The sequence below is a fragment of the Rothia sp. HMSC08A08 genome (assembly GCF_001808385.1).
In the GTDB taxonomy this organism is placed as follows: Bacteria; Actinomycetota; Actinomycetes; order Actinomycetales; family Micrococcaceae; genus Rothia; species Rothia dentocariosa.
This window is the reverse complement of record NZ_KV793063.1, coordinates 31,437-47,641: the sequence shown is the minus strand read 5'-3', so window position 1 is coordinate 47,641 and position 16,205 is coordinate 31,437. Positions and strand designations below refer to the sequence as shown.

Sequence of the window (16,205 nt, the reverse complement as noted above, 5' to 3'; positions counted from 1 at the left end):
CCGCCTAGGACGCAGCGGTAACCTTGGCAGAACTAGGCGAGGTATCCTCGCCACGAATCAGCTCGGACTGGGCGGCTTCCACAAGATCCTGCGGCACAAACCCGTTAGCGCTGCGCGGTGCATTGTAGATCTCGGCGCTGAGGATACCCTCGCGCTTAGAGACAATCGTGGGAACCAAAGCTTGCCCGGCAACGTTCAAAGCGGTACGTCCCATATCAATAATCGGGTCAATCGCCAATAGAAGACCCACTCCATCAAGAGGAAGGCCCACAGTCGAAAGGGTCAGAGTGAGCATCACGATAGCGCCCGTTGTACCTGCCGTAGCGGCAGAACCCAACACCGACACCAGAATAATCAGCAGATACTGCGAAATATCCAGGTGCACTCCGTAGAATTGCGCCACAAAAATAGCTGCCAGCGCGGGGTAGACGGAGGCGCATCCATCCATTTTGGTCGTAGAACCCAGCGGCACTGCAAAGGATGCGTATGCACGCGGCACGCCGAGATTACGTTCGGTAACGGCCTCAGTCATGGGCATAGTGCCCATCGAAGACCGCGATACGAAACCAAGCTGCACTGCGGGCCATACGCCCGAGAAGTACTGTTTCACAGAGAGCCCGTTGAGCTTCACGATCAGGGGATACACCACCAGGAACACGAGGAGCAGACCCGCATACAGTGCCGCAATGAACTTCACCAGCGAGCCCATGGATGTCCAGCCGTAGGCATAGACGGCATGCCCGATCAGCCCGATCGTGCCCAGCGGAGCGAGGCGAATAATCCACCACAGCACCTTCTGAATAATGGCGAGCGCGCTCTTGACGATATCGATAAAGGGCTTAGCCGCATCGCCCACCTTCAGAGCCGCAATACCGATAGCCCCCGAAATCACGAGCATTTGGAGCACGTTAAAGGAAACCGAAGAAGTTATACCGGAGTCGGTGGTTTTCGTGATGACCTCAAGCCCTAAGAAATTGGAGGGGATAATCCCGGTCAGAAATGCTGTCCATGATCCCCGGGTGCTGGTGCTGCCCGAGGCGCTTACCTCGGCACCCACACCAGGCTGAACGAGCAGCCCCAGTACGATACCGATGGAGACCGCAAAAAATGCTGTAATAGCAAACCAGATAAGAGTCTTAACCGCTAAACGCGCCGCATTCGTCACCTGCGAGAGATTCGAGATTGAGGCAACGACGGCGGTAAACACCAGCGGGATTACCGCGGCCTTAAGGAGAGTCACATAGGACGTGCCGACAGCGTCTAGCGTGGCCATGAGCCAGTTGGGGTTATTTTTTGCATCGCCGCCGAGGGCGAGTGCAACGTACCCGAGCGCGATGCCCAGAATAAGGGAAGCTATAATTTGATGTCCGAAAGAAGTAGCCCAGCTGGGAAATCTAGATTTTTGCGGTGTTTCATGTGTAGTAGGCATGGCGTTACTGTAGACCCGTAAGAGAGAACAGCGGTAATTAGTGTGACGAACTATGACTGTATGACATAGCGTGACCGTGCAAGCGCCACCGAAAAAGACCCGAGGCACGTATTATTGCTAATTTTTATCGGCTCAGAAAAGCCTTTGTGCGAGGCGTGCTTGGTATCCTGAAAAGAGCCTGTTATCACCGAGACAGGATAGTGTGAAGGAGAAATGACCCGTGAGCGGGGCCGAACATCAAACCGCAGATGCCGCAGACGTAGAGCATCCGGAGAACGTACAGGACAGTCAAGACCTCAAGTCTCCTCCTGCACGCGGTACCGGTAAGAAAGCGCTCGCAGTGTTCGGCGCCGGTGCCCTTTTGGCAGGCGGCGGCATATTCGCCTATAACTCTTTGCACCAGAGCGAGGAAGCCTTTAGCGCGGACGGTGAAGAATACGCTCAGGTTTGTCAAGACTCCAACACCGGGCTGCGCGTTGAGGATGAGCAATGTGAGAGGGCAGAGAAAGAGGCCGGGAATACTTCTTCGGATTCCAGCTCTGGCTCTTCGGGCGATTCTCATTCCGGAACTCAGAATTCCGGTAATTCGGGCACGACACACCATTCCGGTACAACCAATGCGTTCCTGTGGTACTACCTAGGGCGCCGCAGCGCCGGTACTACCTCCATTCCCGCCGTAGGTTCATCCCTGAGCGGCGGCAGCACCACACGCCCCAATTCGGGAACGGTATACAGCGGTCTTTCCCGCAGCGGCGGCGGATTTGAATCCTCCTATAAGAGTGCTAAAAAGACTTCCACCTATTCCTCGGGCAAGGTGACGGAATCGCGCAGCGGCGGCAAGACCACGACCTCTAAGGGAACGGGACTGACGGGGAATAACTCGGGCGGTAAGGGTGGAAGCAGCTCGAATAATAAAGGTGGCGGCTCCGGGAGTAAAGGCGGCTTCGGTGGAGGCTCGAAGTCCGGAGGCGGTACCTCCGGCGGATAGCCCGCTCCGCGTATTTTCTCAAGGGATACAAACACCCGGCTGACGTACCTATATCTGCGCCGGTTGCTCTATACGCCTCGCAGATGAGAATTCTCTACAAGTTCCTATACTGCACATCGTACTCAGCGGCGGTGTCTTATCACGAAAGATAATATGAAACGCGAAGAATTTCCGGTGGGACGCCCCGGCTGGGAACAAACCATTATTGATGAAGGCCTGACCTATAGCGTTGATGGTCCACACGATCTGCAGCATTACTGGAATGAGTATGCGGCCTATGTTTTTACACCCGTAGAAATGACTAATCTGCGGGATCAGGCGCGTGAGGTTCATCAAATGTGCCTGCACGCCATTGAGCGTATGGCATCTGGTGCCTACGGAACGCTCGGTCTTCCCGAAGCCGCCTTTAACATGGCTAAAGAATCGTGGAACCGCCACGAACCGGATTTCTACGGTCGCTTCGATTTCATCTACTCCGGGGTGCCCGGCGATCGTCTCAAACTCCTGGAATACAACGCCGATACCCCAACCGGCATCGTTGAGGCCACTATCAGCCAAAAGACATGGGCGAGCGATCAACGCCTCGACACCCGCGGTTACGTACACTGGGGTGAAATTGGTGAGGCTTTTACCGAACGCTGGCGGCAAATGTTTGCGCATGATCTCTCTCACGGCCGTTCACCACGACTGCACTTAGCGAGTGTAACCGAAGAAATCGATGTTAACGATGAAGACTATAACAACCTCTGGCTTATAGCCCATGCCGCCAATCGTGCGGGACTGACCACGAAGCTTATCCGTATCGACGAGGTTATTTTCGATGAGACCCTAAAAATCTGGAAAGACCCTGAGGGAGAACGCATCGAGAACCTTTTCAAGCTTTATCCCTGGGAAGATATGGTGACCGATAGCGAAAGCGGTTACGATAAGCTGCTCTTCGCCTACCACGATATGATGAACCGTTGGATTGAACCCGCATGGAAGATGTTCCTGTCGAATAAGATTTTGCTCGCCGCTCTATGGGATTTATACCCCAACCATCCCAACCTCTTAGAAACACATGTAGGAATGCGAGGCGGTCTGAAGAACTGGGTACGTAAACCGATATTTGGTCGCGAAGGCGATGGCATTGAGATCAATGCTCCCGATTACGATGTCTTTGTGCGTGATGAGGACGATGACCACTTTATCAACGTACCTGAAAGCGAATTTGTGTATCAGGATTTTGTTGCCCCGCCGGTGTACTCGGGGATTATTAACCGCACTAACCTGCCGATGCTGGGCATCTGGATGGTCAATGGCGAGGCGGTCGGTATGGGCATTCGCGAATCGGACAGGCCTATCACCGACTACGAATGTCGTTTCGCCCCGCATCTCGTACAGGTCAAACCGAACCTTATTCCGTAGCCGGTGTACCGCGTTTAACCACACTAAAACCCGTACACTTTGCTGTATATTCATAGGTTTATGTACGATACGCAGCAAAATATACGGGTTTTAGCGCCAGCTCTCTAGGGTTTAGCCTTATTCCCCAGTAAAGCGCAGGGGTTTAATCATCGTCGTCGTCATCCTCATCATCGCTATGGGGCATGACCTCATCGGTGAGGGCGCGGCGTAACGTATCGAGCCCTACCGAACCGAGCATAAGAGCCTTCGTGTGGAACTCACGTAAAGACAACCCATCACGAAGCGCATCGTCTCGAAGTTGAAGCCACAAACGTTCACCCACCTTATAGCTGGGCGCCTGCCCGGGCCACCCTAGATACCGCAAGAACTCAAAACGGATAACGCTCTCGGTACCCTCTAGATTGAGTTTCAAGAACTCGTACCCCAGCTCAGGAGTCCACAAGGTACCTGGTTCAACCCCCAGCGGTTCAGCCCAAGCATCGGGGATCGGAAGCTCACAGTGCACGCCAATGTCGAAAACCACGCGGGCGGCGCGCATCCGCTGACCATCCAACATGCCCATACGGTCTCCAGGATCGGTCAAGAACCCGAATTCTTCCATCAGACGCTCAGCGTAGAGCGCCCAGCCTTCACCATGCCCGGAAACCCAGATCAGCTGCGAACGCCATTTATTCATGCTCTCACTCATGACCAGCGCAATAGCCGTTTGCAGATGATGCCCCGGAACGCCTTCGTGGTACACCGTCGAAGTCTCGCGCCATGTGCCAAATGTATCGTCGCCCTTTGGAACAGACCACCACATGCGCCCGGGGCGCGAAAAATCGGGGGAGGGGCCGGTGTAATAAATGCCGCCCTCATGGGTAGGGGCGATGCGGCATTCCAGACGCAGCATTGGGCCGTCAAGATCAAACTGGGTACCTGCGAGCTCGTGCACCGCGCGGTCCGAGAGCGACTGCATCCACTCGCGGAGCGCATCGGTTCCGTGCAGAGTGCGTGACGGGTCGGCATCCAGGATCTCTTTTGCGCGTTCAATCGATGCTCCGGGCTCGATCTCCTCTGCAACCTGCCGCTGCTGAGCGATAATACGGTCAAGCTCCTGCACACCCCAGGCATAGGTTTCATCAAGATCGACAGAAGCCCCCAAGGATGCCCGAGAGTGCAGGGCATAGAGTTTGCGGCCGACCGCATCCTGCTGGGGAGCTGCCGGGAGCAGCACCTCGTGCAAGTACGTCTTGAGCGTGGCGTACCCATCTTTTGCCGCTTTAGCACCCCGCCGCGCCTGCTCGGCAAGATCCGGTACCGCCTGAGTAATCTCGGCGGCAAGCTCATCGAAGAAACCGCCCTCGGCGATATACGCGGCGATCTGCTCGATAACAATCTCTATCTGTCGACGCGGCGAGACATAGCCTGCAACCCGGGCCGTATGCAGAGTCTGAACAAACCCGGTGATCGCCTGCGGAACGTTGAACAGACGCCCGGCAATATTAGCCCAATCCTGCTCGGTATTTCGCGCCATCAGATCGAACCCGCCGCGAATCTCTTGAGGAACCGAAACAATGTTGTTTAACTGCCAGCCGCCTAGCCCGGCACGGTGGCTCTCAAGACTAAGCCCCAGACGCTCCTGCATGGCATCAAGAGTCACAAGATCAACATCGTCTATGGGAATGACCTGATCAAGTTTCTTGAGGGTCGCGCGCACTAACTGGATATAGGCTTCCTCCCCGGCGGGGGAATAGTCGCGAAACTGAGTCGCGACACCCGTGCGCCCCTGCTCCGTTGCAATGACGGGATCTAAATCTAGAACCGCTTCGTAGAATTCGTTGGCGATGTGATCGACGTCGGTCAGCGCTCGCTTTACGCGGTAAATCTCCGGAATTTCGTGGTGAATGCTCATACTTTTCATACTAACGTAGCGTGGCATACAGCACGGCATTATTGCTCTGTATGTCCAGTACGTGAAGCGCCGAAACTTGCGTGCGCCGCATACGCCGCGACGGCGGCTGAGTAATCCTGAGATTATCAGCCACCGTCGCGTGAGGGGTACTTAAGATAATTACGATGCAGCGGAGTCAGAACCGCTGAAATACGCGTCATCGAGCTCTATCGTCCCGGGCACCCGACCGTCACGAATACCCAAACGATGGGCAATTAGACGGTTCATGAGCTCGTCGCCCGCGATAAGATCCACCAGAATATGCGGGTACTTGGTGGAGCATCGAATGTACTCATCGTATGCATCATCACCGAAAGTTCCATCCGTGATAAACGCACCCAGTTGACCACCCAATTGCTCTAGAGAGAGGTACAGGTTGGTAATATCCTGTACGCTGACCGCACCGTCGGCTGAACGCTGAGCCCGCACATAGAATGCGCGGTCGCGTTGCCCACCAGAGGGGTAAGCAATAACCTGAACACCCTGTGAAGCATCCGCACGTTCAGCCGTATATCCGCGTACTGAGAACAAGTCTGCCGCAATATCGGTGAAACGGTCCTTCGTCACAGCCTGCAGCTGGGGCTGAAGAAGAGCACGTTTGAAGATATCGCGGTAGCGCCTCTGCGCATCCTGCACGGCATTCCTTGCGGCTTCGACGGCGCTGAGAGCGTCCGAAGGTGCATCCGACGATTGCTCTACACCGGGTGTCTGAGACGGTACCGGCGCAGGTGCCTGGTAGGCGGGGGCAGGCTGGGTGAAAGACTGTGCAGAAGCGTAAGCTGCCGAAGAAATACCCGAACCACCCTGCGCCTGGGCAATGTTCTGCGGGGTCGCCTGAACGGGGGCACCATAGCCCGAGCGAGGACCCGACCCGTAATGCCCGCGCGAATTCTGGTAGGAATAGGAATCCTGAGAATGCTCTCGCTTCTCATACGGTTTACGGCCAGTATTGAGCGCAGCCGCAATATCCTCGGGAAGTTTGTGCCGAAGTGCCTGCTTCTGAAGCGGTACGATACGCGCGGCAACAGTCTCCGGAATACCGTTGGGGAAGCGATCCAAAAGCTCTATGGCGCTCTGCGTGAGTGTGTACCGTTCGGGATCCTTGCGAGAAAGCCTACCGCTCTGTCCACCGTGAACCTGCAGATAGCCTTCCTGCTTCAAAACCTGAACCGCAACCGCGTACCGGTTGCGCACGCGAGGAGTCGTATTGGAGCGATGCGGCGCTAAACGAGCCTGCAGATACGGCAAATCCAGCGTGTCCTCAACCTTCGCGAACAGGTCGTAGAAATTGATATCCGGGTTGTCACGCACCAAGGTCAGAATGTCGAAAAGCATATGATGCGGATGCGGAATCTGCTCCGCCGCCGCGGGATCGAGGAACGCGCGGCGCATCAACTCGTCAATCGAGCCGTCCTCTATGCTACTAAGAGCATCGACGTAGGCAGATCCCACCATGAAGACCTCTTGCTCGTCTTCATCTCCCTCTTCGAGGTAACGGTGCGCCAACAGTACATCATAAACATGTTCGCGTCCTTGAAAATACTCAGGAGAGTCTTCGTCTGCAAGCTGCTGAATCTCAGCATCCTGGGCAATAGCACGATCCACATCGGCCAGGGGCAGCTTCGCGTTCTCGCCTTTGGCGAGTACCGCATCCATGATGACGTGCCCCATACGAATGAGAAGTTTCTCATGGTGTTTAAGCTGATCCACCGTGAGCAAGGATACGGGAGCATCATCGAAAATATCGCTGAGTGCCTGGGCGGGCACCCCGTGCGGGAAACTGTACCGCAGATTCTTACCCTCGGTCGTGAGCGCATATGCGATCTTATCGTGGTGTTCCTTGGGGCGCAGGTAGCCTGCATCAAGAAGTCCACGCACAGATTCGGCGCATGATGTCTCAAAAAGCTGCTGTTCCAGTTGGGTGAGACCGTACCATCCCTGCACAAAGCCACATTCGCGCATCACAAGCTCACGAAGTTTACTCTCTGTAACGCTCAGATGCAGCGGAATAACCGATAGGGCAATAGGAGCAATATTGCGCACATTAATTTGAGCCAGCAGTCGCGGATAGTAATCCTGCATATAGAACAAATGCGTGCCAATAATGGGATAGAAAAGATCCTCTAGAATTTCACGCTGTTCGTCCTCAGAGCGCTGAAGAAAATCAAGCCCACGTTCGCTCAAAGAATAGAGCAAATTTCCCGGATGCAGATTACTGAGCGATACATCAAGATAATCATGATTTACGAATGCGACAATAATTTTGTCAATCGCATCACGAAATAACACGGATTTACCCACCGCAATATAGCGCTGGGTCATGGTGAAACCTATTTCAACCCCAACTGGAGTGTAAAGTTCGGGAAAAAGCAGTTTCTGTCCGTGCTCATGTGCTCGTTCAAATTGGCGTAAAAGCGCTAATGCCGCTCGAACCGCAATATCACGGCAATCATCGCGGTACTCCTCTGGAATATCATCCCAGGAAAGCGCTTTAAGAATGTTATCTACCGGTGTTTTCTCATGCCGAAGCATGTTCGTATTTACGATGGTCACAAGTACCCCTGTTGATATCTATATTTACTGTTCTACTAGTATAAACGGGAAAAAGGAATAAGTGTATTCATCCAAAAGGATGAATTATGGCAGGAAGGCGCGCAGAACTGCTGATCCAGCTTTGCGGTCTATTTATACAGGATTCTGCTGTCCTTCGAAGGTATCACCCATGAGAATCCTGCGGAATCCCGCGGGAGAAGTACTCTTCATCAATTCTGTAGGTGCATTCTCCCGGAGCATGAATAACCCCCACACGGTGCCGAATCATCAGTGAAACTAAACGGTCACGGTCAACCAGAGCAATGCGGTTGCCTCCGGGAAGGGCTTCCATTTGTTGCGGAACCTGCGCAGCAAATTCTCCACAGGTAACAAAAACGCCCTGTAACCCATTGTGTAAAAGAACTGCTCCAGCAAATTTTTGAATATCGCTGAGGGTTACTTTTGATGATCCACAATAATGTTTTGCTTGAACATAGATAGGCGGAAAACAAAGTTCTTTAGGATAATGTACAAGAACATCAATCCCGTGATCGTTAGGACCGCCTATAACTGCTGCATGAAAAGTCCCTAAAGAATTAAAGACATCTGCCACAATATATTCAAAATATGTTGGTGAAACAGCATAAATACGTTCGATAAGATCACCGGCAAAATCTGCCGCATATGCCGCCTGAGCCAAAATAAGATCGGGATGCGCATCCCGCAAAGACGCGCCGGAGCTCAACGGCGTGGTCATCGGGGTATATGAACTATGCTCGTGTTTATCTTCTGAAGCTGGGGTATCGGGAAAATCCGACGTGTCAGAACCCTTAGGAGCGCTTGCATAAAGCGGAGTAAAAAGTTTTTGGAGCTCATATCGAGCGCTTTGGGGAATGACGCTGCCGCGGCGCCGAATCTGCGCCGTTAGAATGTCGGCACCGGAATCGCTGAGCAGATAGCGAGTTTTTGAGGTTGTGGTTTTGGGAACGACCAGCACATAGCCCAAGCGAGCCATCGCCTGGAGCGTAGCCTTGACCTGGTGCATAAAAGCATCGGATTTGAGATCCTGAAGTTCTTCTTTGGTGCCTAAAGCGTGTGTTTGTTCAGAGAGGGACTGCGATATATCCGCCACGGTGCGGGGGACTGCACGGCTAAGCCGCCGCAGAGCCGGCAGAAAAAGAATCTCAACGGCCTCAAGCGGCACAGCATAATTTTTGTATTCTTTAGACATACCTGAACCACCTTTCGGGCATTTTAGTGTGGTTCGCTATATATACCTAGTATATAGGGCATCTAAATATCTTCCAGAGAAGCCATACGTATTTCTCTTCATATACGTCGAGCCTCGTACGTTATAGCGCACGAGACTCGATATTTTGCCGCAGCGAAGGCAAGGTTACATCGGGCGAGCCCTACGCCACGATCCCGGACCGGGACGCAGCGAAGCCCCCAGCCGCTGACGCCGGTTAAGCAAACGAGAAGCCGCCGTCAGAATCGAATTGTGCTCCTGCTGAGCCTGCGAACTCTGATATGAAGCTACCAATACGGTGAGTGCGGCAATCTCCTCAACCGTCGGATTACCCTTGATAACACGCAGCAGAGGCTGCTTGGAAGATTGTGAATCATCCTGAATATCCGCAGGATCCACGGTATCAGCATGCGGGGCAGCCTCCGAAGCGCCGTCCTGCGGTAAAACCTGATCAGCGGACTCTTTGGGAGTCGTAGGAGCATCCTTCTTCTTCCCGAAGGAGAAATAATTCAGCGGATTGTAGCCTGCCACAGGCGCCTCCTGACAATAAATAACCGATAATGCAGTATCTTGGTTCGAACTCCGGTCAGTACTGCATCACAACGTGAACTAAGGGCGGTCAAGAACTACAGTGGAATATTCCCATGCTTCTTCGCAGGCATAGCGGCACGTTTATCATGCAGCGCGCGAAGAGAAGAGATAATACGCACACGGGTCTCATGCGGGGCGATAACCTCATCCACATACCCCAACTCGGCGGCCTGGTACGGGTTCAGAATCTCTTCCTCATACTGCTCAATCAGCTCAGAACGGCGTTCCTCAATATCTTCGCCAGCCTCCGCAGCTGCGGCAAGATCACGACGATAAAGAATATTGACCGCACCCTGACCATTAAGCACACCCACCTGGGCGGTAGGCCACGCCATATTAATATCGGCTCCCAGGGTTTTTGACCCCATCGCAATATATGCGCCACCAAAAGCCTTGCGGGTAATGATCGTAATGAGCGGTACAGTCGCCTCCGCATAGGCGTAGAGCAGTTTAGCACCGCGGCGAATAATACCGTTGAACTCCTGATCCGTACCCGGCAAGAATCCGGGAACGTCCACAAACGTCAAAATCGGAATATTGAAAGCATCGCAATTACGCACAAAACGCGCAGCCTTCTCAGCGGCGGCAATATCGAGACATCCCGCAAACTGTGTAGGTTGATTTGCCACAATACCCACTGTGCGACCCTCCACACGGGCATAACCAATCATGACATTCGGGGCGAATAACGCCTGAAGCTCGAAGAAATGCCCATCATCAACCACGGACTCGATCACATCGCGCATATCATAAGGCTGATTCGCAGAATCGGGGATGAGAGTATCAAGATCCAGATCATCCACCACGACCTCAAACTCCTGATCATGATCCAACGGCAGCGACTCTGACAGGTTATTGGAGGGCAAGAATTCCAAAAGCTCCCGCACGAAATCGAAAGCGTCTTCTTCATCTTCGGCAAGGTAGGCACTCGTGCCGGTCATTGCATTATGCTGACGGGCGCCGCCCAAGGTTTCCATGTCAACCTGCTCACCGGTGACCGCCTTAATAACGTCCGGACCCGTGATAAACATATGTGAGGTTTTATCGACCATCACAATAAAATCAGTGAGCGCGGGGGAGTATGCAGCACCACCTGCGCAGGGACCCATAATAATTGAAATCTGTGGAATAACGCCCGAAGAACGCACATTCATCCGGAAAATATCGGCAAACAGCGCCAGAGAGGCCACCCCCTCCTGGATGCGAGCCCCGCCGCCATCGTTAATGCCGATCACTGGGCAGCCATTCTTGAGGGCAAACTTCTGCACCTTCACGATCTTCTCGCCGTTCACCTGCGAGAGCGAACCCCCGTACACCGTAAAATCTTGAGAATAGATAGCGACAAGACGCCCATCAATGGTGCCGTAGCCTGAGACTAAGCCGTCACCGAGTGGTTTTTTCTTATCCATACCGAAAGCCGTGGTACGGTGGCGAGCTAAGGCATCAAACTCTACAAAAGAACCCTCATCGAGAATCATATCGATGCGCTCGCGTGCCGTATTCTTACCGCGTGCATGCTGTTTATCTACAGCGGCCTGCCCGCCGGGGGCAAGGGTCTGCTCGCGACGAGCATAAAAATCGGCGAGTTTACCGGCGGTTGTACTCAAGTCGTATTCCTGAGTGTTCTCAGACATGTATTCCTCGATTCGTGCGGCACGCATCATGGGTAGAGGGTGTTTATGACGTGCGGTGTCGATACGGATAGTAGGTTTTCTCAGGCTAGAAAAGCTACCCTATCAACTATAGTGTGCGGGGCGGTCATGGTGCCAGGTACCCGCGTATTTTCGTCATATGTGTTGCCTCAGATTCCTATGCTCCATCGGGATAAACCCGCCGGTTCGTTGCCTGGTGAGGGCACAAAGCGGCGGGTCGAAAACGGTGCTGAGGGGTAAAACTAGCGGATGCTGCCCAGAGCCGGGTTCCATTCGCCGATAGTGTAGGACTCGACGGCACCGCCAATTTTCATGGGGTCGTTCTTGACGATGGTCTCGGCGGCATCAAAAGAGTCAACTTGAGCGATCAGGAGAGCACCTACGGACACCGAGTCTTTCAGAAGCGGACCGGAAACTACGATCGTACCTTCCTGAACGCGTGTAGAGAGGTATTCACGGTGCGCCGGACGATGTGCATCCTGAAGGGCTGGGTCTCCATAGACGTAAGAAATGACATAGTATGCCATGGCTGGTTCCTTTCCTGTGGTATTTACCGGTGGTTATCTGTCTCCGAGGGTACGCGCAGGGCGTAGACCCCAGTTACTCTACTATCTCACACCCGTACGAGAGCTCAGCATCACGAAGCACAGACTGTACAAGGCTCCGAGCCACTATGATGGTACATATGTTGCTACCAGACCAGAGGCCTGCAATCCTTGATCCGTCCCGTATTCTCCCCGAAGCACGTGAGGCGGGGTACAGCTTCGTGCGGGTCTACGATGTTGTCGATACGACGAACACCGAAATTGTTCAGCGCCTTACACGCGGGAAACCGTGCGATCGTACCGAATTGGGGGAATTATCGGTTTTTACCACCCTTTATATGACCGCCGGAAAAGGACGTATGGACCGCTCGTGGACAGCTCCTGCAGGTACTTGCTTAGCCACCAGCATTGTGGTGCGCCCTCATGCCGGTATTGGGCAACAACTGCCACCCACAAGCTACCATTGGCTGACTATGCTTGCCGGGCTGAGCGTGCTTGATGTCTGGCGTGAGCTGGGGCTTGATGCCGCCTTGAAATGGCCCAATGATCTGGTCATTCAAGGTCGTAAGGCATGCGGTATTCTCGCCCTGCTTCTGAGCGAACCGGCTCAAGCGCCGGGGAGGAAAGAGCGCCTGAGCATTGTCGTGGGGATTGGGCAGAACCTGAATATGCGTGAAGACCAGGTGCCTGTACCGACCGCCACGAGCGCTCTTATCCAACGCGGTGAACCCGTTGATAACCATGTGGTTTTGAACCGTATGCTGACCATTTTTGCCCGTCGCTATCGTGAGTTTGTAAGTGTTGGGGGAGACCCCCAAAAAACTTTGTTGTGCGGACAGTCTCTGCTTGATCAGGCACGTGCCGCCACGGTGACACTGGGAGCCGAGGTATCGGTGCACCTTCCTGATGGACGCATCGTCACCGGGGCCGCAACCGATCTTGATGCTCAAGGGCGCATCCTAATCCGTGATACAACCGGTGCCGTGCAGGCCTATTCCGTAGGAGACATTGAACATTTGCGTCCGGCGGATGGAAGCTACGGTAATTTTTACCCTGCCCTCAGACAGGAAGATTCTCCAACGCCAACACCGTCTGAGATAACCCCTAATACTTCTGCAAAGGCATAAGCATGAAACTGCGTGGCAAACTCTACCCCGGCGAACAGACCATTGTCCTAACGAGGGCTCATCCCGGCGCTCTTGTGGGAGCCTTTGTCTACCTGCTGGTGGCCTTTACCTCAGCAAGTTTTGCCTCGACCGCACGATCATCGGGGCTGCTCTTCTGGGCGGGCAGTGTGGTAGCTGTGGTTACCGCTCTGGTGGCTCTTCGTAAGATATGGCGCTGGTCTGTCACACGGTACGCTATCACCACGCATCGCATCATGATTATTAAGGGCCTGATGCGCCGTAAGGCTGACATATCCTTGCTGCTTGACGGCATGGGAAATCGTTGGGTTTCGCAGAGTAGCCTGGGCGCTTGGATGGGGTACGGATCTTTCCATGTTGATTATGCAGGAGGATTTCGGCACCAGCTTATGCACCTTCCAAACCCCGAACGGTTCCGGAATATTGTCGAGCATGCCTGGCAGGACTACTATCCGTTACGTGTTAGTTATGTTTAGGGTCTAGCGGGCGAGATTTTTGCCTGGTAAGGGTAGAATAATGTGGGCAAGCATACTTTTTATGTCTGCCCGGAAGAGCACACAGGTATTCTTAATGTGAAATACTGCACCCGAATACAGTGTGCTGCATATATCCAGGGGACAAGGAAGGAGAACTCAACGCCTATGACTCATGAGAGCCTATCTGGCGATAGCGTTGAGGCTACCCCGTATAAGAATCCCCGAACGTTGGGCCCCGAAACCCAGATGTTGAATCTGCGTATTCTGCAGAACCTAGCGCAAAACAATATTTACCGTGACGAAACCTCAAAAGAAGGCGTGCGCGTGCTTGAACGCGCCCTGCTGGGAGAGGGTCGCCGGTATAAACCTCGAGAAGCCGCTGCTGCCGCGCAGATGAGCCTTGAAGATGCTCGTCGGATCTGGCGCAATATGGGTTTTCCTGATATTCACGCTGCCGATCCCCATTTCACGGAACTCGACGTCAATATGCTCGAAGACCTGGAGAATCTCAACCGAACGAATCTTGTTGCGGAAGAGAGCATTGTCTCTTTGACACGGTCCGTAGGGCAGCTGACCGATCGCATTGTGGCGTGGCAGATTGAAACGCTGGTGCACGACATTATGGATCGTGATGGTGTAGACGATGCGCAGGCACGCCGTCAGCTTCTTTTCCGTCTTGCAGATCTCATGCCGGTTCTCGAAGAACTCGCGCTCTACGCTTATCGTCGTCAAATGTATACGGGTGTTCTTCGTCTCGCTCTGCGCGAGAATAAAAAGCTGGGGTCGGAGCCAGCTCAGCTTCCCCTCGTGCGGGGTGTAGGTTTCGTTGATTTGGTGTCGTATACCTCCCTGGTTCGTAACCTGAGTGCCCCCGAATTAGCGCGTCTTATCAACCGTTTTGAGCAAAGCTGTCTCGATATTATTGCTCCGAGTGGCGGGCGCATCATTAAGACTCTAGGCGATGAAGTTTTCTTCCTCACGGAGGCTCCCGAGGCTATCGCCGAGATCAGTCTGAAACTGGCGGAGCAAATCGGAAAAGACCCTGAACTGCCAGAAGTGCGTGTAGCATTTATTTGGGGCGAGGTCCTGGCGAATCGTGGAGATGTTTATGGTTCGAGCGTAAACCTTGCTTCACGGCTGGTATCTCTCGCGGAACCCGGTTCTGTGCTGACCGACAGCGAGACCGCCGAAACGCTCAAAGAGTATGGCGACCGCTTTACTCTGACGTACCAAGGCACACGCAACGTGCGTAGCTTTGGTAATGTAGACCCTGTGGCGGTTACGCCCGGCGCTAGTTACATAACGGAGAACGATACATCATGGCAACTCCCTTGAACCTGACCCTGCGCACCGGTGGTGCGACTCATCGTGGGGCTCATCGTGACAACAACGAGGACTCGATGGCTGTAGCGGGGTCTCTATGCGTGGTGGCCGACGGTATGGGTGGTCACGAAGCGGGAGAGGTCGCATCGCGGTTGTGTGTACGTCAGCTGGCGTATTCGCATTTTTTTACTCGACCCGGCGGTATGAGCGAAGAAGAACAAGAAAACTACCGTCAGCGTGTCGAAAAGATTAAACAGGACTACCAAGATAAAAATTCAAAGCAGCGCCATCGTCGTTTAACAAATGAACTGAACCATGAAATTGTGTGTGCCCTTGATCGCACACGTGAGATTTTGGGTGAAACGAACGACAGTATTAAAGATGCGCTTTCGCGTTCAGGCGGTACCACCGTAACCGGCGCGTGGCTTACCAATATAGGTCAGCAGTACCTGTGGGTTGTCTTTAATATTGGCGATTCTCGTACATACCGGTTGATGCGTGAAGACGATGGTATTCACCACGCTGAAATGGAACGCCTGCCGGGCAACGAGGGCAATGTATCTCTTGAGCAGGTCACTACTGATCACTCTGAGGTTCAATATCTGGTGGATGAAGGGCAGATTACTCAGCTTGAAGCCCTAACGCACCCGCGCAGAAATGTGATTACCCGTGCACTAGGTACAGGTAATTTTTGGGAACCCGATTTTTGGGTGCTTCCCGCACGAGCGGGTGACCGTCTGATGCTCTGCTCGGACGGTCTTTCTGGCGAGCTTTCCCATGAATATATGGCGCGTGTTCTTACTTCTATACGTCACCCGCAAGATGCCGCCGATGTGCTACAGCATGAGGCGCTGCGCTCGGGCGGTCGCGATAATATTACCGTGATTGTTGCTGACGCCATAGAAGCGCAAGACTAGTCTTTCCCTGTGACATTA

At 53.6% G+C, this 16,205-nt stretch carries 13 protein-coding genes; 6 read left to right on the top strand and 7 right to left on the bottom strand.

Annotated elements, in window-relative coordinates; all coding sequences use genetic code 11:
• Positions 1 to 4 precede the first annotated feature (4 nt).
• Entirely contained in the window at positions 5 to 1,429 is a 1,425-nt protein-coding gene (locus tag HMPREF3164_RS04480) for a dicarboxylate/amino acid:cation symporter (protein ID WP_070449183.1), read from the bottom strand.
• Between the two features lie 220 nt (positions 1,430 to 1,649).
• Here HMPREF3164_RS04480 and HMPREF3164_RS04475 point away from each other — a divergent pair, with 220 nt between their 5' ends.
• Both HMPREF3164_RS04475 and HMPREF3164_RS04470 read left to right on the top strand, forming a co-directional pair.
• Positions 1,650 to 2,417: a hypothetical protein gene (locus HMPREF3164_RS04475; protein WP_048755134.1), complete on the top strand. Its 768-nt coding sequence runs from the start codon at positions 1,650 to 1,652 to the stop codon at positions 2,415 to 2,417.
• A 153-nt stretch (positions 2,418 to 2,570) separates the two neighbouring features.
• Positions 2,571 to 3,824 (top strand): glutathionylspermidine synthase family protein, encoded by a 1,254-nt coding sequence (locus HMPREF3164_RS04470; protein WP_070449181.1) that lies wholly within the window; start codon positions 2,571 to 2,573, stop codon positions 3,822 to 3,824.
• 142 nt (positions 3,825 to 3,966) lie between these two features.
• On the opposite strand, the gene HMPREF3164_RS04465 is transcribed toward HMPREF3164_RS04470, so the two are convergent.
• The 6 genes from HMPREF3164_RS04465 to HMPREF3164_RS04440 form a co-directional block, all read right to left on the bottom strand.
• Complete coding sequence (locus tag HMPREF3164_RS04465) at positions 3,967 to 5,718, bottom strand: DUF885 domain-containing protein (RefSeq protein ID WP_070449179.1); 1,752 nt, start codon at positions 5,716 to 5,718, stop codon at positions 3,967 to 3,969.
• A 159-nt stretch (positions 5,719 to 5,877) separates the two neighbouring features.
• On the bottom strand, positions 5,878 to 8,310 hold the full coding sequence (locus tag HMPREF3164_RS04460) for a restriction endonuclease (protein WP_246822607.1): 2,433 nt from the start codon (positions 8,308 to 8,310) through the stop codon (positions 5,878 to 5,880).
• A 163-nt stretch (positions 8,311 to 8,473) separates the two neighbouring features.
• Positions 8,474 to 9,520: a restriction endonuclease gene (locus HMPREF3164_RS04455; protein WP_070449177.1), complete on the bottom strand. Its 1,047-nt coding sequence runs from the start codon at positions 9,518 to 9,520 to the stop codon at positions 8,474 to 8,476.
• A 165-nt stretch (positions 9,521 to 9,685) separates the two neighbouring features.
• A complete protein-coding gene (locus HMPREF3164_RS04450; RefSeq protein WP_070449175.1) occupies positions 9,686 to 10,069 on the bottom strand; it encodes an acyl-CoA carboxylase subunit epsilon in 384 nt (127 codons plus the stop codon).
• 95 nt (positions 10,070 to 10,164) lie between these two features.
• Positions 10,165 to 11,763 carry an acyl-CoA carboxylase subunit beta gene (locus HMPREF3164_RS04445; RefSeq protein ID WP_070449172.1) on the bottom strand — a complete coding sequence of 533 codons (1,599 nt, stop codon included), beginning with the start codon at positions 11,761 to 11,763 and terminating at the stop codon, positions 10,165 to 10,167.
• A 260-nt stretch (positions 11,764 to 12,023) separates the two neighbouring features.
• A complete protein-coding gene (locus HMPREF3164_RS04440; protein ID WP_070449170.1) occupies positions 12,024 to 12,308 on the bottom strand; it encodes a YciI family protein in 285 nt (94 codons plus the stop codon).
• A 158-nt stretch (positions 12,309 to 12,466) separates the two neighbouring features.
• Here HMPREF3164_RS04440 and HMPREF3164_RS04435 point away from each other — a divergent pair, with 158 nt between their 5' ends.
• The 4 genes from HMPREF3164_RS04435 (at position 12,467) to HMPREF3164_RS04420 (ending at position 16,187) form a co-directional block, all read left to right on the top strand.
• A complete protein-coding gene (locus tag HMPREF3164_RS04435) occupies positions 12,467 to 13,453 on the top strand; it encodes a biotin--[acetyl-CoA-carboxylase] ligase (protein WP_168160751.1) in 987 nt (328 codons plus the stop codon).
• A gap of 2 nt (positions 13,454 to 13,455) precedes the next feature.
• A complete protein-coding gene (locus tag HMPREF3164_RS04430; RefSeq protein ID WP_070449166.1) occupies positions 13,456 to 13,947 on the top strand; it encodes a PH domain-containing protein in 492 nt (163 codons plus the stop codon).
• A 165-nt stretch (positions 13,948 to 14,112) separates the two neighbouring features.
• Positions 14,113 to 15,282 carry an adenylate/guanylate cyclase domain-containing protein gene (locus HMPREF3164_RS04425; protein ID WP_048751560.1) on the top strand — a complete coding sequence of 390 codons (1,170 nt, stop codon included), beginning with the start codon at positions 14,113 to 14,115 and terminating at the stop codon, positions 15,280 to 15,282.
• Positions 15,267 to 16,187, top strand: a complete 921-nt coding sequence (locus HMPREF3164_RS04420; RefSeq protein ID WP_070449164.1) for a PP2C family protein-serine/threonine phosphatase — start codon at positions 15,267 to 15,269, stop codon at positions 16,185 to 16,187. Before HMPREF3164_RS04425 ends, HMPREF3164_RS04420 begins: the two co-directional genes overlap by 16 nt.
• Positions 16,188 to 16,205 lie beyond the last annotated feature (18 nt).